This is a genomic window from Collinsella sp., assembly GCF_052346665.1.
Taxonomy (GTDB): Bacteria; Actinomycetota; Coriobacteriia; order Coriobacteriales; family Coriobacteriaceae; genus Collinsella.
Genome location: NZ_DAWDUX010000008.1, coordinates 30,511 through 51,121, shown reverse-complemented (window position 1 = coordinate 51,121; position 20,611 = coordinate 30,511). Strand labels below are relative to the sequence as shown.

Annotated in this window: 14 protein-coding genes; 8 read left to right on the top strand and 6 right to left on the bottom strand. The window is 65.6% G+C overall.

Annotation, left to right across the window (positions count from 1 at the left end):
* The gene (gene hisD / locus ACT8II_RS02515; RefSeq protein ID WP_443812932.1) at positions 1-1,416 is read right to left on the bottom strand and encodes a histidinol dehydrogenase; all 1,416 of its coding nucleotides are present in this window, start codon (positions 1,414-1,416) and stop codon (positions 1-3) included.
* A gap of 108 nt (positions 1,417-1,524) precedes the next feature.
* On the bottom strand, positions 1,525-3,294 hold the full coding sequence (gene hisG / locus ACT8II_RS02510) for an ATP phosphoribosyltransferase (RefSeq protein ID WP_443812931.1): 1,770 nt from the start codon (positions 3,292-3,294) through the stop codon (positions 1,525-1,527).
* A gap of 320 nt (positions 3,295-3,614) precedes the next feature.
* Here hisG and ACT8II_RS02505 point away from each other — a divergent pair, with 320 nt between their 5' ends.
* Complete coding sequence (locus ACT8II_RS02505; RefSeq protein WP_443812930.1) at positions 3,615-5,228, top strand: peptide chain release factor 3; 1,614 nt, start codon at positions 3,615-3,617, stop codon at positions 5,226-5,228.
* 181 nt (positions 5,229-5,409) lie between these two features.
* On the opposite strand, the gene ACT8II_RS02500 is transcribed toward ACT8II_RS02505, so the two are convergent.
* The gene (locus tag ACT8II_RS02500) at positions 5,410-5,850 is read right to left on the bottom strand and encodes a low molecular weight protein-tyrosine-phosphatase (protein ID WP_443812929.1); all 441 of its coding nucleotides are present in this window, start codon (positions 5,848-5,850) and stop codon (positions 5,410-5,412) included.
* A gap of 267 nt (positions 5,851-6,117) precedes the next feature.
* On the opposite strand from ACT8II_RS02500, the gene ACT8II_RS02495 reads away from it, so the two are divergent.
* The gene (locus ACT8II_RS02495) at positions 6,118-8,559 is read left to right on the top strand and encodes a Tex family protein (RefSeq protein ID WP_302741121.1); all 2,442 of its coding nucleotides are present in this window, start codon (positions 6,118-6,120) and stop codon (positions 8,557-8,559) included.
* A gap of 361 nt (positions 8,560-8,920) precedes the next feature.
* Here ACT8II_RS02495 and ACT8II_RS02490 read toward each other — a convergent pair whose 3' ends face one another.
* Together ACT8II_RS02490 and ACT8II_RS02485 are read right to left on the bottom strand one after the other, a co-directional pair.
* Positions 8,921-10,534: an alpha-amylase family glycosyl hydrolase gene (locus tag ACT8II_RS02490; protein WP_443812928.1), complete on the bottom strand. Its 1,614-nt coding sequence runs from the start codon at positions 10,532-10,534 to the stop codon at positions 8,921-8,923.
* 552 nt (positions 10,535-11,086) lie between these two features.
* Positions 11,087-12,796 (bottom strand): OPT/YSL family transporter, encoded by a 1,710-nt coding sequence (locus tag ACT8II_RS02485; RefSeq protein ID WP_118654235.1) that lies wholly within the window; start codon positions 12,794-12,796, stop codon positions 11,087-11,089.
* A gap of 90 nt (positions 12,797-12,886) precedes the next feature.
* Between ACT8II_RS02485 and ACT8II_RS02480 the strand changes: the two genes are divergently transcribed.
* Positions 12,887-13,735, top strand: a complete 849-nt coding sequence (locus ACT8II_RS02480; protein WP_233546232.1) for a type III pantothenate kinase — start codon at positions 12,887-12,889, stop codon at positions 13,733-13,735.
* Between the two features lie 6 nt (positions 13,736-13,741).
* Here the strand turns inward: ACT8II_RS02480 and ACT8II_RS02475 are convergent, their stop codons facing one another.
* Positions 13,742-14,140, bottom strand: a complete 399-nt coding sequence (locus ACT8II_RS02475) for a hypothetical protein (RefSeq protein ID WP_118654236.1) — start codon at positions 14,138-14,140, stop codon at positions 13,742-13,744.
* A 395-nt stretch (positions 14,141-14,535) separates the two neighbouring features.
* On the opposite strand from ACT8II_RS02475, the gene ACT8II_RS02470 reads away from it, so the two are divergent.
* The 5 genes from ACT8II_RS02470 (at position 14,536) to ACT8II_RS02450 (ending at position 20,542) form a co-directional block, all read left to right on the top strand.
* Complete coding sequence (locus ACT8II_RS02470) at positions 14,536-15,567, top strand: 3-deoxy-7-phosphoheptulonate synthase (RefSeq protein ID WP_294123251.1); 1,032 nt, start codon at positions 14,536-14,538, stop codon at positions 15,565-15,567.
* Between the two features lie 260 nt (positions 15,568-15,827).
* Positions 15,828-16,874 carry a hypothetical protein gene (locus ACT8II_RS02465; protein WP_118654238.1) on the top strand — a complete coding sequence of 349 codons (1,047 nt, stop codon included), beginning with the start codon at positions 15,828-15,830 and terminating at the stop codon, positions 16,872-16,874.
* Positions 16,871-17,818, top strand: a complete 948-nt coding sequence (locus ACT8II_RS02460; protein ID WP_443812927.1) for a class I SAM-dependent methyltransferase — start codon at positions 16,871-16,873, stop codon at positions 17,816-17,818. Before ACT8II_RS02465 ends, ACT8II_RS02460 begins: the two co-directional genes overlap by 4 nt.
* A 60-nt stretch (positions 17,819-17,878) precedes the next feature.
* Positions 17,879-18,718 carry a PRD domain-containing protein gene (locus tag ACT8II_RS02455; protein ID WP_118654239.1) on the top strand — a complete coding sequence of 280 codons (840 nt, stop codon included), beginning with the start codon at positions 17,879-17,881 and terminating at the stop codon, positions 18,716-18,718.
* A 372-nt stretch (positions 18,719-19,090) separates the two neighbouring features.
* Positions 19,091-20,542 (top strand): PTS transporter subunit EIIC, encoded by a 1,452-nt coding sequence (locus ACT8II_RS02450; RefSeq protein WP_443812926.1) that lies wholly within the window; start codon positions 19,091-19,093, stop codon positions 20,540-20,542.
* Positions 20,543-20,611: the final 69 nt, after the last annotated feature.

Sequence of the window (20,611 nt, the reverse complement as noted above, 5' to 3'; positions counted from 1 at the left end):
TTACCTCACCTCCCCTTGAGCGGTGGGGCGTCCGACGCCGGACGCCACCGTTGCGGCATCGTCGGCGGGCCAGGCGATGGCGGTGAGGTCCGCTTCGGCGAGGACCTTGGTCGCCACGGCAGGGGCGCCCTCGTCGATAAGGCGGCGGCGCAGCCCCGCGGAGAGCGCGTGCGCCCACAGGCCCTCGGCCTGCGCCATGGTCTGGGTGGCGGGGGCGTCGGCGAGTAGGCCCTGCGGCGTGTAGCAGATGACTGACGAGCTCGTAACGAAGTCGTCGACGGACAGCGGGCTGGAGAACTGCGCGGTGCCACCGGTGGGCAGGGTGTGGTTGGGTCCCGCCACGTAATCGCCCAGCGGCTCGGAACTCCAAGCGCCCACGAAGATCGCACCCGCGTTGCGGATGGAGCCGACGAGCCCGAGGGCATCGGCGCAGTGGAGCTCGAGGTGCTCGGGGGCGATGGTATTCACGGCGTCAATCGCAGTCGCGAGATCGGGCGCGATTACGATGGTCCCCTGGTCGGTGAGGGAGGTGCGGGTGATTTCGGCGCGCGGGCTTTGGGCGAGAAGGACCTCGAGCGCCGCCTCGACACCGCGCGCGAGCTCGGGGCTCTCAGTTACGAGGTAGCACGCCGCCAGCGGATCGTGCTCGGCCTGGGCCATGAGATCGGCGGCGACCACGGCTGCCTCGGCGCTCGCATCGGCGAGCACGCAGACCTCGGAGGGGCCCGCGATCATGTCGATGCCCACATCGCCCGAGACAAGGCGTTTCGCGGCTGCCACGTAGGCGTTGCCCGGCCCCGTGATCTTCTCCACGCGCGGGATGCTCTCGGTGCCGTAGGCGAGCGCGGCGACGGCCTGGGCTCCGCCCACCAGGTAAATCTCGTCGACGCCGGCGACTTTGGCCGCGGCGAGCGTGGCGGGCGAGATCCCTCCGTCGCGCTGGGGAGGCGTGGCCATCACGACGCGTTCCACGCCGGCGACCTTGGCGGGAATGGCGTTCATCAGCACGGTCGAGGGGTACTGGGCGCGTCCGCCGGGGACGTAGATGCCGGCGGCGCGCACGGGCGTCACCTGCACGCCGAGCAGCGTGCCGTCCGCGCGCGTGGTGAACCATGACTGGCGGACCTGGCGCTGGTGGAAGTCGCGGATCTGCGCGGCGGCCTTCTCGAGGGCAGCGATGAGGGACGCATCCACCTGCTCGAGGGCGGCGTCGATGCGCTCCTGCGGCACGCGGAAGTCGGTGAGGTCGACACCATCGAACTCGGCGGCGTACCGACGCAGGGCGGCGTCGCCCTCCGCACGCACAGTGTCGATGATGTTCGCGGCAGCTTGGGTGATCTTTGCCGAGACGGCGCCCTCGCGCCCAAGGTTGGATACGGTGAGACGCTCGCCGGGGAGCAGGATGACGGTGTTCATATGCGGGCCTTTCTGGGGCTGGAGCGCGGAGGGGTCCGATGGGCCGATGCTCCGAGTCGATGGGGGAGGGGTGGGAACTCAGCGTGCGTATCGAGCGTGTTGACGGCCTTAATGCGCGTCGTCGCAGGCGCTCTCGTCGCGCCAGGCAGCGAGACGCCGGGCGAGCTCACGCACACGCGGGTCGAGTCGTGCGCGGCCGGGATTCGCGAAGAAGCGTGCGGTGCAGGTCATGAGTTCGCCGGTGATCACGAGGTCGTTCTCGCGCAGGGTCGTACCGGTGGCGGTGATGTCGACGATGCGATCGGCGAGTCCCACGATGGGACCGAGTTCGATATTACCGTGCAAGGCCACCACCTCGGCATTCACGCCGCGTTCCTCGTACCAGGCGCTCGCGATGCGCGGGTACTTGGTTGCCACGCGTAGGCATCCGCGCCGGGCATAGGAGCGCTTGGTCGCTTCGGCGCGTCCCGCTGGTTCGGCTTCGATGAATCGGCAGGCTCCATACGCCAAATCGACGAGTTGCAGCAGGTCGAGGTCCGCCTCGATGAGCGAGTCGCGTCCGCAGATGCCGCAGTCGGTCCCTCCGAGCGCGACGAAGGCGGGGGCGTCCGTGGCACGCACGATGACGAGCTCGACCGGGCCGATCGCGCCCTCGCCCTCGCGCGTATCGCGCGTGCGTATGATCAGGTGACGTCCGGGGTTGCGCAGCCCGCTCGCGTCGATGCCGACGGCTTCGAGTGCGGCGATGGTGTCGTCCTTCAACGAGCCCTTGGGCACGGCGATGCGCAGGGGCGCCTGCTCGTCGTCCGTCTCGGATGCGTTGGGACCCGTGGTGGCGGCAGAGTCGGGGCGCGCGGCGTCTGCCGATCCACCCACGCGGATATCGCTGCACGGCGCCTGCTCGGCTTGTGCCTCCAACACCTCGGTGAGGCGTTCGAGTGAGAACGCGAAACCCGCGGCTGCCGCACCCTGCTCAAGGGCGGCGTCGAGCACCGCGTCGTAACGGCCACCCGACCCCACGGGATCGGCGAGGTCGCCTGCGTAGGCTTTGAGCACCAGCCCGGTGTAGTAGCCAAACGAGCTCATGAGGGAGAAATCGAAGGAGAGGTGGCTCGCCAGCTCGGCGTTGCGCGAGGTCAGGCGCTGGACGAGCGATCGCAGCTCCGTCGTCGTGGAGGTGGTGGAGCCGGCGGCGCGCAATAGGGCGTCAACACGGTCGAGCGCCTCGGGGCCACCCGTGATGCGGGGCAGCTCGCGCATGGCGCACTGGAGCGCGACGGGTAGGTCGCTCGTGGCGGCGAGCTCGTCAAGGTCGATGTAGTTGTTGGCGTGGACGAGCGCGAGCGCCTCGTTGGCGAGTGCCTCATCGACGCCGAGCTCGAGGAGGGCCTGATAGGGAACGACGCTGCCGCAGACGAGCTGCCAAGAATTGAGCCCCAGGTCATCGAGTGCTTCGGCGGCGATGAGGGTCATCTCGGCGTCCGCGGCGTCCCCGCCCTCGCCTACGAGTTCATACCCGAGTTGGGTGAATTGGCGCGCCCGTGCGGTGCCGCGGGGCTGCTGACGCACGACGGGGGCCTCGTAGCGCAGGCGCAGCGGCAGGTCACGCTCGCTCATGCGCGCGGCGATGGCGCGGACCACCGAGGTCGTGTTGTCCGGTCGCACGGCGAGTAGGGCGCCGTTGTCGTCGAAGAGATTGAACGGTGCATCGGAACTCCAGGCGTTGGCTTCGCCGACGCTCGCCGATTCGATGAGGGGCGTTTCGATGGGGCGGTAGCCATGGTGCACGAGGCGGGCCTTCACCGTCGCGAAGATATGCTCGCGCATCTCCGCCTCGTCGGGCAGGATATCTCTGAATCCGCGCGGTGTCGTTGCCATACCGTCCCTCTCTCATCATATGGGTGTCTGTTGTCTTCGTGCGGACACTTTAGCATGATGGAGTGCGCGAGAGAGCGCTGCACCCAACTCTTAACATGCAAATTGGTGCAATTGGGGACGGGTGCAAAATCCACCATAAAATGTACCATGGGGGCCTAGGCGAACGCCTCGCAGTGGAAATCCGCTGCATAATGCTCCATGACGCCCACGACGACCCGGATCGCCCTCGTATGCCGCTACAATACGAGCGGTTCAAATCACGTCATATCGAACGGCGCGTCTCAAACGCGTCGCCACGTCAGAAAAGGACGCACGCGCCCATGGCATCTTACGCCCCGCAGATTTCCTCCCGTCGCACGTTCGCGATCATCTCGCACCCCGACGCCGGCAAGACCACCCTCACCGAGAAGCTCCTGCTCTACACCGGCCAGGTTCAGAGTGCCGGCTCGGTCAAGGGCAAGCAGAATTCCCGTCATGCCGTCTCCGACTGGATGGACATCGAGAAGCAGCGCGGCATCTCCGTTACCTCCTCGGTGCTGCAGTTCACCTATGGCGGCTGCTGCGTGAACATCCTCGACACTCCCGGCCACCAGGACTTCTCCGAGGACACGTATCGTACGCTCATGGCCGCCGACGCCGCGGTCATGGTCATCGACGGCGCCAAGGGCGTCGAGGCCCAGACCAAGAAGCTCTTCCGCGTCTGCGCCATGCGCGGCATCCCGATCTTCACGTTCGTGAACAAGATGGACCGCGAGACGCGCGACCCGTTCGACCTCATGGAGGAGGTCGAGAACGTGCTCGGCATCCGCACGTACCCCATGAACTGGCCCATCGGCAACGGCCGCGATTTCCGCGGCGTGTTCGACCGCGCGAGCCGCCATGTCCTTGCCTTCGAGGGCGACGGTCGCGCCAACGGCACTAAGAAGGTGGACGAGGTCGAGGCCACGCTCGGCGACGCCGCGCTGACCGAGCTCATCGGCGAGCACAACCACAACAACCTGATGGACGATATCGAGCTACTCGACGGCGCCGACTCCGAGTTCGATCTCGATGCGGTGCTCACCGGCAAGCTCTCGCCCGTGTTCTTCGGCTCGGCACTCACCAACTTCGGCGTGGAGCCCTTCCTCAAGGACTTCCTGCGCCTGGCTCCCGGCCCCGGTGCGCACACCGACGCGCTCACCGGCGAGCCCGTGGAGCCCACGCGGGAGGACTTCTCCGGCTTCGTCTTCAAGATTCAGGCGAACATGGACAAGAACCATCGCGACCGCATCGCCTTTGTGCGCATCTGCTCGGGCAAGTTCGAGCGTGGCATGGAGGCCATGCACGTGCAGGGCGGCCGCAAGATCAAGCTGGCCACGGGCACGACCATGATGGCCGACGACCGCGCCATCGTGGACGAGGCGTACGCGGGCGACATCGTCGGCCTGTTCGACCCCGGCATCTTCTCCATCGGCGACACCATCTGCACGGGCAAGAAGCCGGTGCAGTTCGCTGGCATCCCCACGTTCGCGCCCGAGCTCTTCGCGCGCGTCACGCAGGTGGACACCTTGAAGCGCAAGCAGTTCGTCAAGGGCATGGAGCAGCTCGCACAGGAGGGCGCCATCCAGATTTTCCGCGAGCTCGGCGCCGGCATGGAGTCGGTCATCGTGGGCGTGGTGGGCACCCTGCAGTTCGAGGTGCTCGAGCAGCGCCTCAAGAGCGAGTACCACGTCGAGGTGCGCCGTCAGCCGCTGCCCTACACCGACATCCGCTGGATCGTGAACGAGCCCGGCACCATCGACATCCCGGCGCTCTCCCTCACGCGTGACACGCTGCGCGTCGAGGACATGCGCGGCGGCAAGCTGCTGCTGTTCACGAGCCCGTGGAACATCGATTGGGCCACCGACCACAACAAGGAGCTCAAGCTTTCCGAGTTCGGCAACGTGGAGTTCTAGGCAAGACGGGCTGCCGGGGGAGATCGGCGGCCCGTCGTTTTTTGGCAATGGGCACGTTGAGGGCGACGTGGCTCTATACGAAGTAGGCATCGGCCATGGCTGCAAGTACCGCCGGCAGCATGTTCGCCACGCGGAACGTCTTTCCCCAGATGAGGGTGCCGAGTCCGATCATGGGGCGCCCCTAGCGCGCGTCCGCGTCCGGCAGCTCCGGCGCGCGGATCCCGGTCAGGCGTTCGAAGAGGGCCGTGCAGCCCTCGATGACGTCGCGGTACGTGGCGTCGAAGTCGCCGGTGTACCACGGGTCGGCCACATCGCCGGGGCGCGCGGCCCAATCGAGCAGGCGCGTGATCTTGCCGTCGGGGTCTTCGCCAAAGATGCGATGCAGTCCGCGTGCGTTCTCGGCGTCCATATAGATGATGTGGTCCCACTCGCCATACTCCGCACGGCGCACCTGGCGCGCGCGGTGAGATCCCACGGGGACCCCGACTTCCCGCAGCTTTCCCACGGTGCCGCGATGTGGCGGGTTGCCGATCTCCTCGCGCGAGGTGGCGGCGGAGTCGACGGTGAAGTCATCCTGGAGCCCCGCGCGCCGCACGAGCTCCTCGAACGCGAATTGTGCCATGGTGGAACGGCAGATGCTCCCGTGGCAGACAACAGGATGCGATGCATTCCGCACAGACCTTTCGAGCGAGTGATATCCCGGCACAGCATAGCAGAGTGGGGTTGGGGAGCATGGCACGCGTTGACATGCAATCTGCCATCCTGCGATGTGCGGGAGGGGAGAGCACCGACCTCGCCGTTGTCTGGGCGATGCGTAGTGATTGCATGTGGCGTCCGGCCGGTCGGGTAGGATGTAATGCCTAACCGATTTTGATGGGAGAGTGCCTGCATGGCTGAAACGAACAACGTCGACGTTGCCGCCATCATGAATATGGTCGCTGCGCTGAGCCCGGAGGGCAGCGGCGTGCGCAAGGACGTGCCCGCCGAGTCCGGGGTCTCGGCAGAGCTGGAAAGGGCCAAGGCCGAGTATGCGGCCGCGACCTCCTCGGCGGTGCGCCCCGTCCCCTCGACGCCGTTGGGCTCCGCGGGCTCGCTCACGGCGGACGACGTGGCGGACGCCCCCGCGGCCTCGCGTCGCGTCGAGCCCTCCGCCGAGGAGCTCGCCGCGCGCCACAAGCGCATCGTGGCTGCGCTCGCCGCCGAGTTGGGCCAGCCCGCCGCGCGCGTCGAGTCCGTCATCGCCCTCATCGACGAGGGCGCCACGATTCCGTTCATCGCCCGCTACCGCAAGGAGGCCACGGGCGGCATGGACGACGTCGCGCTCCGCGCGCTCGACGACCGCCTGTCCTACCTGCGCAACCTCGAGCAGCGCAAGTCCGACGTCATCGCGGTGATCGACGGCCAGGGCAAGCTCACCGAGGAGCTTCGCGAGAGCATCGAAGAGGCGCCCACCCTCCAGCGCGTTGAGGATCTCTACAAACCCTTCCGCAAGAAGCGTGCCACCCGCGCGTCCAAGGCGCGCGACGCAGGCCTCGAGCCGCTTGCGAACCTCATCCTCATGCAGCCCGCGCAAGGGGCCGAGCCGCTCGCGGCGGCCGCGGGCTACGTCAACGCCGAGGGAGGCTTCGCCACGGCGGAGGCCGCGCTCGCCGGTGCGCGCGACATCGTGGCGGAGCTCGTGGCGGAGGACCCCGAGAACACGGCGGACCTGCGCGAGTACACGCACAAGACGGCCGCCATCGAGTCGGAGGCCGTCGATGCGGACGAGAAGACTCCGTACGAGCCCTATTACGAGTTCTCCGAGGCGGCCCGGTCCATCCCCAACCACCGCATCCTCGCCATCAACCGCGGTGAACGCGAGGGCAAGCTGCGCGTACGCGTGCGCGTGGACGGCGAGGCGGCCGCCGAGCGCCTGCAGCGCCGGTATCCGCGTCGTCGCGGGCCGTTCGCGGGGGAGCTCAACGCCGCCATCGCCGACGGATACAAGCGTCTCATGGCCCCCTCACTCGATCGCGAGCTACGCGTTGACCTCACCATGCGCGCGCAGGAGGACGCCATCAAGGTCTTTGCCAAGAACACCGAGGGCTTGCTGCAGCAGCGTCCCGTCCGCGGTGCCCGCGTGATCGCGCTCGACCCCGGTTACCGGGCGGGCTGCAAGGTCGCCGTGCTGGACGAGTACGGCAAGCTCCTCGACCACACGATCTTGTACCCCACGCCGCCGCGACGCGATGTCGCGGGCACCAAGCGCGAGCTGCTGCGCCTCACGCGCAAGCACCGCGTCAACACCATCGTGGTGGGCAACGGCACGGCGAGCCGCGAGACCGAGGAGGTCGTGGCGGCGTTCATCGCCGAGTCCGCGCCCGAGCTGCGCTACACCATCGTGAACGAGGCGGGCGCGTCGGTGTACTCGGCCTCCAAGCTGGCGAGCGAGGAGTGCCCCGACCTCGACGTGACCACGCGCGGCGCGATGAGCCTGGGCCGCCGCCTGCAGGACCCGTTGGCGGAACTGGTCAAGATCCCGCCGCAGTCCATCGGCGTTGGCCAGTACCAGCACGACCTCGACCAGGGTGAGCTCGGACGCGCTTTGGGCAACGTGGTCGAGAATGTGGTCAACCGCGTGGGTGTCGACGTGAACACTGCGAGCGCGAGCCTACTGGGGTACGTCTCGGGCATCACGCCGGCGGTCGCCAAGAACATCGTCGCCTATCGCGAGGAGAACGGCGCGTTCACCGATCGTCGCCAGCTCAAGAAGGTCCCCAAGCTCGGACCCAAGGCGTATCTCAACGCGGCGGGCTTCATGCGCATCACCGGCGGTAAGAACCCGCTCGACGCCACGAGCGTGCATCCCGAGAGCTACGAGGTCGCGGGCGAGCTGCTGCGCCGTGCGGGGGTGGCGCCGAGTGCGCTCGCCGCTGGCGGCGTGCCCGGCATCGGGGTCAAGATCGGCAACCTGGGTGCGGTCGCGGCCGAGCTCGGCTGCGGCGTGCCCACCCTGCGCGACATCGTGGCTGAGCTCGAGAAGCCCGGCCGCGACCCGCGCGACGACGCCCCGGAGGTCGTGTTCTCCCAGGCGGCGCGCAGCATCGAGGATCTCGAGGTGGGCATGGAGCTCAAGGGCACCGTGCGCAACGTGGTGGACTTCGGCGCCTTCGTGGACATCGGTGTGCACCAGGACGGTCTGGTGCACATCTCCAAGTTGGCGAGCCGCTTCGTGAAGCACCCGAGCGAGGTCGTCGCCGTGGGCGACACCGTGACCGTGTGGGTCACCGGCGTGGACCGCGCTCGCAAGAAGATCTCCCTCACCATGGTCGAGGGGCGTATGGATCGGTAGGGTTTAGCGACATGTGGCATTTGGGGGGCACGCGCATTTTTGCACATTGGAAACGCGTGGCGCGTTGGGGGCGGGCGCATTTTGCGTGCCTGACGCGGGTGCGCCCTCCCTGGCTGCGCGTTGCGTGCGTTGCCGCACGCTAGATGCTCGCGTTCCGCCGCAATTCCGGGCCTCGCAGATGGGTTCTCGAGCTTTTTCGTATCGGAAATCGGAATTCGCGAGTACAAGGCATTTTCGATCGACTTTGACCTGCGCTTTTATGAGTCAAAGGGAACGGTATACTTCGGCTTCGCTTGAATCGATACGAAAAAGCTCAACTTCGTTTTTCCAAGGGTCGCTTCGTTGCTCGACGCGCCGCTCTTTACGCTTGACGGAGGTACAAAATGCCGAAGGGCGGGATTTCCAGCGTCCCGTGAAGGTCGAGCCTGGCGTTAGCGCTAGGCTCGGGGTGCGCATCGTCCTCGGCCGCGGCTGCGTGTTGCCCGGTATCGGGCTCGGGGCGCACGTCTGCCCCGGTTGCGGGTTGTTCGCCATCGTGCTCAGGACGTGTGTCGGGTGAGGTCGCGGACGGTGCGGCGCTCGCAGTTGGGGAGCTCGCCTCGCACGAGACGAGGACATCGAATGATCCTTGTAGGCAGCCATCGTTGAAAGTGAACGGCGCGTCATCCGCATTCACGGCCACGAGCACATGCTCGGCCGCCGCCCCGTCCGCCGCACCGACGCAACGCTCGAACAGCAGCTGCTTGTTGGTGATGATCACGTTGCGGTAGCCTCCGTGGCAGAGCGCCCGCGACTCGCGGCGCACGTGGTTGAGACGGTTGATGAACGCGGTGAGCTCGTTGGGGCCCGTGCCGCCGTCCCATCCGGCGACCGGGGCGTCGAGCGCCTCGGCCGCGGGCGCGCCGATGGCGGGCCTCAGCTCCACGTCTGCTAGGTACCCGATGCCCTTGGTTCCCAGCTGCCCCCACTCGCTACCGTAATACAGGCACGGGATACCCGGCATGCCGAACAAGACACCGTATGCCGGAGCGAGGTGGCGCTTCTCGGTGAGGATGCTCGCAAGGCGCGAGACGTCGTGGTTGTCGGCGAAATTCACCAGGTGCTTGCCGCGGTAGATGCACCACGGGTCGCCGCCGAACTGGCGGTGCAGAGAGTGGGCGATCTCGAACATGTTCATGGAGTTGAAGCTCGAATACAGCCCCTTGTAGCACTCGTAGTTCGTGCAGGAGTTGAGCATCTCATCGTTCACGATGAGGTTGTAGTCACCGTGCAGTACCTCGCCGATGAGCGGAAACCCGTCGCCCGGGGCGCCGTCAAAGCGCGGTTCGGCGCCCAGTTCGTCCGCGAGCCCGCGTAGTTGCTTCACGAAATCGTGGTCGAGGCTATAGGCCACGTCCAGTCGCAGTCCGTCCACGCCCAGCTCGCGCTTCCACATGCGCACCGCATCGAGGAGGTAGTCGACGACCTCGGGGTTGCGTAGGTTGAGCTTGACGAGGTCCTGGTTGCCCTCCCAGCCCTCATACCAAAATCCGTCACCGAAGTGCGTGTCGCCGTCGAAGCTGATGTTGAACCAGTCCTTGTACGGCGAGTCCCAGCGGCGCTCGCGCACATCCCGGAACGCCCAGAAGTTGCGCCCTACGTGGTTGAACACGGCGTCGAGTATCACGCGGACGCCGCATGCGTGTAGAGCGTCGACCACGCGGGCGAAGTCCTCGTTCGTGCCCAGCCGGTAGTCGATTTCGCGCAGGTCACGCGTGTTATAGCCGTGCGTGTCGCTGGCAAAGACGGGGTTGAGCAGAATGGCGCCCACGCCGAGCTTTCCCAGGTACGGGGCCCATTCGATGAGCGAGCGCACGCGGTGCAGGGAGCGTTCGCGCTCTTGGCCCTCGGCGTCGTCGACGGCGGGCGCGTCGAATGGGCAGTCAAGCATGCCCAGCGGATACATCTGGTAGAGCGTTGTGTCGAAAACCCACATGACAAGGCCCCTCGGAAAGCGTGGTCGAGTGTTGCGCCGACGGAGGTGCCAAGAGGGCGCAGGTCTCAGCATACCGCGTGGCGGGCATTTGCAGGCGAGTGGCTCGGTAGGCGGTTCAGCTGCTGCGGAAGTGGGCACCTCGCAGACGGGGGCTCGCAGCCGATTGCGGCAGGATGCGTGTATCCGCTGTTGAATCCGAGCGGCTGGTTGAAAAATGTGAGAAACCATGGGATTGTAACTGGCTTAACGTTTCAAACCCATGATTTCTCACATAAATGGGGTTGGTAATGTGATTTATCATGGGTTTGAAATCCGGTGCGGTTTTTCAAACCTATGGTTTCTCACATTGCAGAAGAGAGATGCCGCCGCGTTTTCTTTACCGCGTTCTCTTTGTCCAATACCTAGAGTCGTCCCATGATGGCATGACCTATGAAGAGAATGACGCCCAGTGCGAAGAGCGGAGCGACTGTGCGCTTGGGGACTTGGTACGGATGCGTGCGCATAAAGCCCGCGCCCGCAATCCGCGCCGCCCCTGCATCTTCGTTCGCGGATTTACCCGAAGAGTCCCCCCGCGACGGACATGAGTGCAATGATCACGCCCACAATCGACTCGCCGCCAAGCACACCGGAGGCGACGATGATGCCAGATTCGTCGTGTGTGGTTTCCTTCGCGTTATCGACCGTACCAGTGCCTGTCTTACCGGCGCTCCGCGCGGAGAGGCGGTCGTATGCCCACTTGACGCATGCGCCGAGTGCGGCGGATATGGTCATATAGAACGGCAGGTACACACCGAGGCCGAGCATCATGGCGGGGATGCCCAGGCAGTGCAGGGCCACGCCGCCTACAAGTCCGATGACGAACGCGCCCACGCTGGGGATGCCCGAAACCATGGTGGCGACCACGCTTGCCTGAGCGGAAACGAACAGCTTGCCCGGCCCGAAGGACTCAGGGCCGTATGCGGACAGCAGCGCCACCATCACCGCTACGGCTATCACCGTGCCGAGCAGGGCCCCGATGGCCTGGCCGATCCACATGGCGCGCGGACTGGTGCCCAGGATGTGCCCGGTCTTGAAGTCGCTCATGACGTCGCCCGCAAGGCCGCACGCAACGGCTACCACGCCGGCGACGAAGAGCAGCTTGACCTGGTTGGTCTCGCCCAGGGCGGCGACGGCGAGTAGCACGATGAGGCCGAAGATCTCCATGGGGTCGATTCCGGTCTGTCCGACCGACTGGGCACTCATGATGGTGGTCACGAATGCGAGCGCCACGACCGCGATGCAGACGATTGGGGAGAGGCCGAGGCCAAAGCAGATAAGAAGCGCCGCCGCCGCGACGAACAGGGCGAGGACACCGCGGTCGCGCGGCGTGACGCCGCCTGCCCCGGACGTCGCACCGGCATCCGTCTCGGCCGCACCCCGATGCCCACGCGTTCCTCTCCAGGCACGCGCGGCCTTGGGCAGGATGTCGTGCACGACGACGCCGAGGCCCGAACCCATCATGAGACCCATGCCAAGGCTCGACACGATGCCCTGCGCGCTTGCCACGTCCCAGAGCCCCGCGGTGCTGCCGCCCACGATGATGCCGAAGTTCGCGATAAGTCCACCGGCGAACCAGAACGCCACGGCGGCACCTCCCACCAGAAAGCCCACGGAGAGCAGCATGGGGGAGTTGTAGATGCCGAACGACACGCCGGGAATGGGCAGGGCGAGCAGCATGGAGGGAATCACGCCCGCCAGGTCGCGCAGCGCGCACCACAGTCCCGCTGCCGCCATGGATCCGAACAGTTTCCTGCCCGTGGCACCGCCTGCACGGCTCGCCATGAGGGTCTCGGCGGCGGCGGTGCCGATGGGGTACTCGAGGTCGGATTCCTCGACGAACCTCTGCCTAATCAGTGCCGTGCACACCAGGCCGAGCAGTGTGCCCGCCAGAGCCACGGCGAGCATCTCGACCCAGCCGGCCTTATCGCCCATGCCGAGCATCCAGATGCCGGGGATGGTGAAGGCCAGGCCACCAGCGACCATGGAGCCTGCCGACATGATGATTTGGGTGACGTTCGCCTCGCTGAGGCTCGTGCGGCCGAGGGCTCGCAGGAGCACCAGGGCGGTAATGGAGGTGAAGATGGTGGGCCACGGCAGCGCTCCCATCTTCAGTGCGGTGTAGACCGACGAAGCCGTGATGATGACGCAGCCGATGCAGCCGATGATGACACCGGCAACGCTGATTTGCCCGCGCCGAGGCGCGCGCTCGTTCGTTCGATTCAATTTGATCTCCCTCGTATATCCGCTCTCCCTCATTGGAGAGTCGGGTTACGGCATTAGGACCGCTATAGTGTAAGCTCGAAAGAGGAAAAAATGCTCGAGAACTTGGAGGGCGTCATGGGTGCCAGCGAGGGTTTTATCGAGGAGTCGACGTCTGTTCGCCCCGCGTTTGCCGAGGGTTGTCTGCTCGCGGTCGACGTGGGCAACACCGTGACCAAGTTCGGCGTATTCGTCGAGGACCGGCTGATGGGCACGTGGGAGATCACCACGCCCGCATCGTGCACGGCGGACGAGGCGTGGGCCCATGCTGCCCGTGCGATCGACATGCTCGACGCGCCCGAGCCCGGCTTTGCGATTCTGTCGTGCGTGGTGCCCAGTTTGAGCGACGTGTGGGACATCGCGTTGGGCAAATTGTGCGGCACGCGTCCCTATGTCGTCGGTCCGGGTATTAAAACCGGTATCCGCATGCGTTATGACGATCCAGCTGAGGTGGGCTCCGATCGCGTGGCGGACGCCGTGGCGGCACGCGAGGCCTATGGGGCGCCCGTTGTGGTGGTCGATCTAGGCACGACGACCAACATCGAGGTCGTGGACGAGTCGGGCGCGTTCGCGGGCGGCATCATCGCGCCCGGCGTGGCCCTGGGCGCCCGGTCGCTCACGTCTGCCGCCGCGCGTCTGCCGATGATCGAGTTGCGTGCGCCCGAGCGGGTTATCGGCCGCAGCACGCGTGCGGCCATGCAGTCAGGTGTGGTGCTGGGCGAGGCGGCGCGCATCGACGGCCTCCTTGACGCCGTGATGGGCGAGCTCGGCTGTGATGCCCCCGTGGTGATTACGGGCGACGGCGCGGCGCGCGTCGCTGCCCTCATCGCCCACGAGGCCACCGTCGACGAGGCCCTCACCCTGCGCGGTCTGCACCTCATCTGGCGTGCGAATCGACGCTAGCTTCAATTAGGTGACAGACGCAGAATTGAGATCCGTGGCTATTTCCATGGCAACGCATTCAAGCGGTTCTTTGGGCGGGCTTGTGTAGAAAAAGGTCGCATCGACGGGGTCTCCGACCTCAAAACCTTCTTGTCCAAGATGGCCTTCCGGCACCTCGAATAAAACGGGTTCATCGCGGAACGGAAACTCGGCAGGATCATGGTCGGTCAATTCTATTGAAGCTCGGGATCTTTCGATGTCGATAGAACGAATTATGCCCGTTGCGCTCGACAGATGAGATGAGCTGCTGTTTACGGGAATCCTGAGGAAAACAAGGGGGATTAAAACGACGCATGCTGCAAACAGGGCGGCTCCAATGCCAAGCGGTCCGATTGTGCGGCGCTGAGTGTCTTCTCGGTCTCCCATGCTCGGATCCCATCTCTAGCTTGGGTTGGGTGCTGTATCTCGGTATCATAGACGGTAATTCGATGTCGAACGCGCCGATGCTCGAGATCGAATGAAGATGTGGAAAACAATCCTCTACACCACATCATAGATGAACGCGCATGAGCTTCACGGGCATTTGTGCCTTGAGATGCGCGTATGGCACATATGACGCGCAGGTTAAATCGTTTGACCAACGCCCTGGGCGCTGTGCGTCGTGAGCGATAATCTCCCCTACGAAAAAATGCGTCGCGTCCGTGGCCTGTCGGTCTTGTCGAGCTTGCGTTGACCCGGATCGCCAAGCATCGCGCAGCATCCGACCTGCCATGCGCCCGCTCGACGCACCCCGACCGCCGCTCAACCCGTAAGGAGCTCTTATGGCCATGCACTTCAAGCGCCTACTGCCCATACCCAAGGACATCCGCGAGGAGATGCCCCTGCGCGCCGACCTCGTCGAGGCCAAGCGTGCATTCGACGCCGAAGTTGCCGCCATCTTTCGCGGCGAGGACAGCCGCCGCGTACTCATCATCGGCCCCTGTTCTGCCGATCGCGAGGACTCCGTGCTCGACTACATGACCCGCTTGGCCGAGTTGCAGGAGCGCGTCCGCGAGCGCTTGCTCATCATCCCGCGCGTCTACACCAACAAGCCGCGCACCAAGGGCACCGGCTACAAGGGCCTGTTGCACAATCCCGACCCGGAGGCCGGCGACGACCTGCTCGAGGGTGTCAAGGCCATCCGCCGCATGCACCTGCGCGTGATCGAGGAGACCGGCTTCTTCACCGCCGATGAGATGCTCTACCCCACGAACTATCAGTACTTGGTCGACCTGCTGTCCTATGTCGCCGTGGGTGCCCGCTCGGTGGAGAACCAGGAACACCGTTTGGTGGCGTCCGGCATTTCGGTGCCGGTGGGCATGAAGAACCCCACCGCGGGCTCCACGAGCGTCATGCTCAACTCCATCTACGCCGCCCAGGCCGAGCAGGGCTTCATCTACCGCAACTGGGAGGTCGATACCCCCGGCAACCCGCTGGCCCACGCCGTGCTGCGCGGCTACATCGGCCTCGACGGGCGCACCTACCCCAATTACCATTACGAGCACCTCGAGCGTCTGGCCGAGCGCTATACCGAGGAGGCCGGCTACGCCAACCCCGGTGTGGTGGTGGACTGCAACCACGACAACTCCGGCAAGCGCCCGCTCGAGCAGCTGCGCATCGCCAAGGAGGTGCTCGACTCCTGCCGCCGCAACGAGGCCATCGACGGTATCGTCCGCGGCTTTATGGTGGAAAGCTACCTGGAGGACGGCAACCAGCCCGTCGACGGCGGCGTGTACGGCAAGTCGATTACCGACCCGTGCATCGGTTGGGAGAAGACCGAGCAGTTCGTGCTCGACATCGCCGAGCGCGCGTAATGCCATCCATCTGCACGTAACGCTCCTGCCCGCGCGTAGCATCGCGGCTACGGTCGGCGTCCCGGTCTGCGCGTAACGCCGTCCGCGTCGCATCTTCGCCGCCTGAGTCGCCCCGCTTCCCGATGGAGGCGGGGCGACTGCTAAAATGGCAGCAGAGATTTGGCAGCGCGGCATGGTTTGGTTGCCGGGCTCTGTACCGGCCGAGCGTCCGCGCCCCCTCGGGCGCGAATCGGACTTGGCCGCACGATTGCGAGGCGCATATGAACGGACTCGATCGCCGCGGCACGGACCGCGACCGCACGCGTGAGCTGGACAAGTATGGGTATGTCGAGGTTGATCGGGGTTTTGACGAGGGGTACCCCGATGGTGAGTCTCGGGACGCCGCATTCATGGATGTCGGGGATCCATCGGGCGCCGCGGCACTTCCCGGTGCATCGATGCCCGACCGTACACGTTGGATTATCACGGCGGCCCTCATCGTCGCTGCGCTCGTGTGCTGGTTCATTCTCCTGCCGCATTTCTCGTCGCCATCGGCACACGCTGATGTGATTGCCACGATCGACGAAAAGATTGACAACGTGCTCACGCTCACGGCGGGTTCGGCGGGCGCTTCGGCTCTCATCTCCGCCATCCCTGGCGATGCGGGATCGCCCATCGCCGACAAGCTCATGGACCTCAGCACGGGCTTTCTCATCGTGCTCGCGGCGCTCTTCCTCGAGAAGTACCTCATCGCCATCTTCAGCGCTGCGGCGCTGGGGCTCGCATTTCCCATCGCGGCGCTGTTCGGCATCGCCGTGGTGTGGCAGTGGGGGCGCAGCCCTTGGGTGAAGATCCCCCTGGGTATTGGTGCCAAGCTGGCGGTTCTCGGTGCCGTTCTGCTGTTGGCGATCCCCACGAGCTCATGGGTGACCAACCGGATCGACGCCACGTATCAGACCTCCATGCAGGAGTCCATCGAGTCGGCGGAAACGCTGGCCGAGGGCGCTGCCGAGGCGGAGAAGAGCGATGAGAAGCAAAACGAGGGCGGTATCCTCGGCTTCTTCCAAGACGCTATCGACACGGTGACGGGCGGGATCTCGAGTGCCGTCGAAGGTGCGCAGGAGTCGCTCAACCAGTTCATCGAGTCGCTGGCGGTTATGCTCGTGACCTCGTGCTTGATTCCAATTCTTGTGCTGCTGTTCTACTTCTGGGTCGCCAAGATTCTGTTGGGCGTGAACATCGACATTCCTGCGACAGCCTCCGCGCTCAGCCCGCGCAAGGTGCGTCGTCGCGTGTCCGGCGCGTTCAAGGGCGGCGACCGCGCATGACGGACCGGCTCTTCGTGGATGGAATTGAGGTTTCGGGCGAGCGGCCGACGGAGGGCGCGGCCCGCATGGGGCTGACGGCGGCAAGCCGGATCGATGATGCGCCCCGCGTGGACGCGCTGGCGGCGGCCGGTCAGGCCGACGGCGTGCCCCGCGTGGACGCATCGGCGATCACGGTCGTGTGCGGGGACGACGCGCTCCGTTCCGAGGCCGAGACCCTCGCGGCGCACCTGGGCGCACCGCTGACGGGGTGCTCGGCCGGTCCCGCGTCGCCGGCCGGCCGGCTATGCCTCAAGGTCTCGCGCGCGGGCCTCGCCCTTGCGCGCGACGGCATGGAGCTCATGCCGGATTTCGCCGAGATGCTGCCCCGCATCAAGCCCGGCGCCCTCCAGCGCGAGATGCTGGTCAAGGCCGCGCGCATCAAGGGCGTCGAGCACCCGCGCGCCGTGGACGCGACCGCCGGGTTGGGTGAGGACTCGTTTTTGCTCTCTGCCGCCGGTTTCGAGGTGACGCTTTGCGAGGCGGACCCCGTGATCGCCGCCTTGCTGGCCGATGCGCTCGCGCGCGCCGCGCGGGACCCGTCGCTGGCCCCGATCGTCGCCCGCATGCGCCTGGTGGAGGGTGACAGCCGCGATACGCTGGCGGCGCTCGCCGCCGAGGGGGCACAGGACCCCGGTGCCCGGCCCGATGTGGTGTACCTCGATCCGATGTTCCCCGGGCGCACCAAGAGCGCTGCGGTCAAGAAGAAGTTCCAGCTCATTCACGGGCTCGAGCGCCCCGCGGATCCGTTGGACGAGGACGCCCTCCTGCGGGCCGCCCTTGCCGCGCGCCCGCGCAAGATCGTGGTCAAGCGCCCCGTCAAGGGCCCGCACCTCGCGGGCGTCAAGCCCAGCCACAGCATCGCGGGCAAGGCGGTGCGTTACGACTGCATCGTCCCTCCGCGCTGACGCACCTCGTATAATCAGCGTATCTGAGTCGATGACGATGCCCGAGGGGGAGTCCGGTCAATGCGAGCCATCAAGCGCATCAACAACAACGCCGCCATCTGCGTGGACGGCAGCGGGCGCCAGCTGATCGCCCTGGGCCGCGGCGTGGGGTTCGGCGACATGCCGCGCGAGGTCTCGCTCAAGGACGTGAAACGCACGTTTTACGGCGTGGACCCCAAGTACCTCTCGTTCATCGACGAGGTCGATCCGGATATCCTGGAGTTTTCCGCCCAGTTCGCCGACATCGTGACGCAGCAGCTCTCCTATGAGCTCAGCTCCAACCTGCCCATCACGCTCGCGGACCACATCCAGTTCGCCATCAAGCGCGCCCGCGAGCACATGGTCGTCTCCATGCCGCTCGCGGTTGATGTCGAGCAGGCGCATCCCGTCGAGTATCGCCTGGCCGAGATCGCGCTCAAGGGCATTCAGCGCACCTTTGGCGTCCGCATGCCAAAAGGCGAGGCGGCGGGCATCGCCCTGTCCATCGTGAGCTCCGCCGTGGGGAGCAGTGCCCGCACCGCGGAGCTGAGCGAGCGCACGGACCGCCTGCTCGCAGGCATCGTCCAGATCGTCGAGGCCGACATGGGCGTCAAGGTCGACCAAAGCTCGTTCGCCTACACGCGCTTCACCACGCATCTGCGCTACCTGCTGGACCGCATCGCGAAGGGCAAGCCCGTCGAGTCTGAGAACCTCGGCCTGTACGAGGTGCTCGAGGAGCAGTATCCCGAAGTCGTGGCGTGCGCCCGGCGCATAGCGGGGCTCATTTCCCGCTCATTCGATGCGGAGCTGACGCGCGAGGAGCTCATCTACCTCATCCTCCACGTCAACCGGATTATCGGCGTGACGTCGGGGGTGGCGTAACGCCTTGAGGCGGCCGTCCGCGGCGGCGTCCATTCGGCGGTGCGTCGGTACCGCTCACCGCCCGTTAGCTACCGTTCGCGGCTTCTTGGCGCGATTTTCGAGACCCCGGTCCCTGTCTTCGATATAGTTTGTCGCGTATTGGGTGCTACCTACGGCTCGCTCCGCAGGGCATTACCAAGATGGCGCGCTTGGATAAGCGTGCTGTCGCGTAATGCTTCGGGGCGTTTTTTCATGCCGAGGGATCGAGTGCACCGCTTTTCCCACAACACGATCAACGCTTCGGAACGCGAATGCGGGACGCCATGATGCGCACGTGGCCCCGGGAGGTCGCACACGCTACGCTGTACGCCATATCTGTGGGAAGGAAAGACGATGGCAGTCGATAACAGGAAAATCGCCGAGGAGGTCCTTGCGGCCGTCGGCGGAGCCGAGAACGTCACGAGCGCCACGCACTGCATGACGCGTTTGCGCCTCAACCTCAAGGACCAGTCGGTCCCCAACGACGCCCGGATCAAGGGCATCAAGGGCGTGCTGGGCGCGCAGTGGTCCGGCGGTCAGTATCAGGTGATCATCGGCCAGAACGTGCCGAAGGTATACGCCGAGGCCATCAAGCTCGGGGTCGATGGCGGCGGCAGCGTCGACGAGAGCCTCGACGGGGAGAAGCGGCCCTTTACGCTCAAGGGGGCGGGCGGGGCGGTGCTCAATTACCTGTCCAAGTCCATGATCTCTCTCATCCCGATCATGCTCAGCGCCGCGATGTTCCGCACGATCGCCGTGCTGATGGGTCCCGGGATGCTGAACATGTGGGCCGCTGACAGCCAGGAGTACCTCCTGTTCAACAACTGGCTCTATAACGCGGGCTTCTATTTCATGCCCATATTCCTCGGTTGGTCCGCCGCCAAGCAGCTGGGCGCCTCCCCTCAGCTGGGAATGATGCTGGGCGGCGTTTTGATCGCGCCCGAGCTCATGGATCTCGTGGCATCTGCCGCCGAGACCGGGGCGACCACCACGTCGGTGTACGGCATACCCGCCGCTCTCAACAACTACTCGAGCACGGTTCTGCCGGTCATCTTGTGCGTCCCGGTCATGTGGCAGGTTGAGAAGTTCTTCAAGAAGATCGTCCCCGACATGCTCGCGACCGTATTCGTGCCCTTCCTCACCATGGCGGTCATGATTCCCGTTTCGCTTTGCGCGCTTGCGCCCATCGGTTTCGTACTCGGCGGGGCGCTGGGCACCGTCATGTTTGGGCTTGGGAACACCGGCGGCGTGGTCACCATGCTGTCGCTCGTGGTCATCGCCGCCTTCTGGGAGTTCCTCGTGATGACGGGCATGCATCAGGTTCTGCTGACGCTCGGCATCACGCAGCTGCTTACCGCGGGCTCGGATTCTTGCGTGATGGTCGCGGGCGGAATCGCCCAGTTCGCGACTTGGGGCATGGCATTCGGTGCATTCATGAGGCTGAAGGAGAAGGACGAGAAGGGCGCCTGTCTCGGCTACGCCCTTTCCGGCGTCGTGGGCGGCGTCACTGAACCCGCTTTGTATGGATGCGGATTCAAGTACATGCGCGCTTTGGCGGGCATGGTGGTCGGCGGCGCCGTGGGCGGTGCCCTCGCTGCGTTCTTCAACGTGACGACCTACGTTCTCGGGGCGACGAACATTCTGGGGGTCGTCGGGTTCGTTGCGGGCGGCACCGGCAACTTCACGATGGGCGTCGTCTCTTCCCTGGTGGCGTTCGCGGTCGCCGCAGCGGTCACCTACTTCTTCGGCTTCACCAAGGAGCAGCTCGCCGAGGATGCCGAGGCGGCCGCAGCAGCCAAGCTGTAAGGTAGGCGGACCGATGCTTTGCGAGCCCATTCGCCCGCATCGCCGCATGAAGATTTGCGCTGGAAGGTC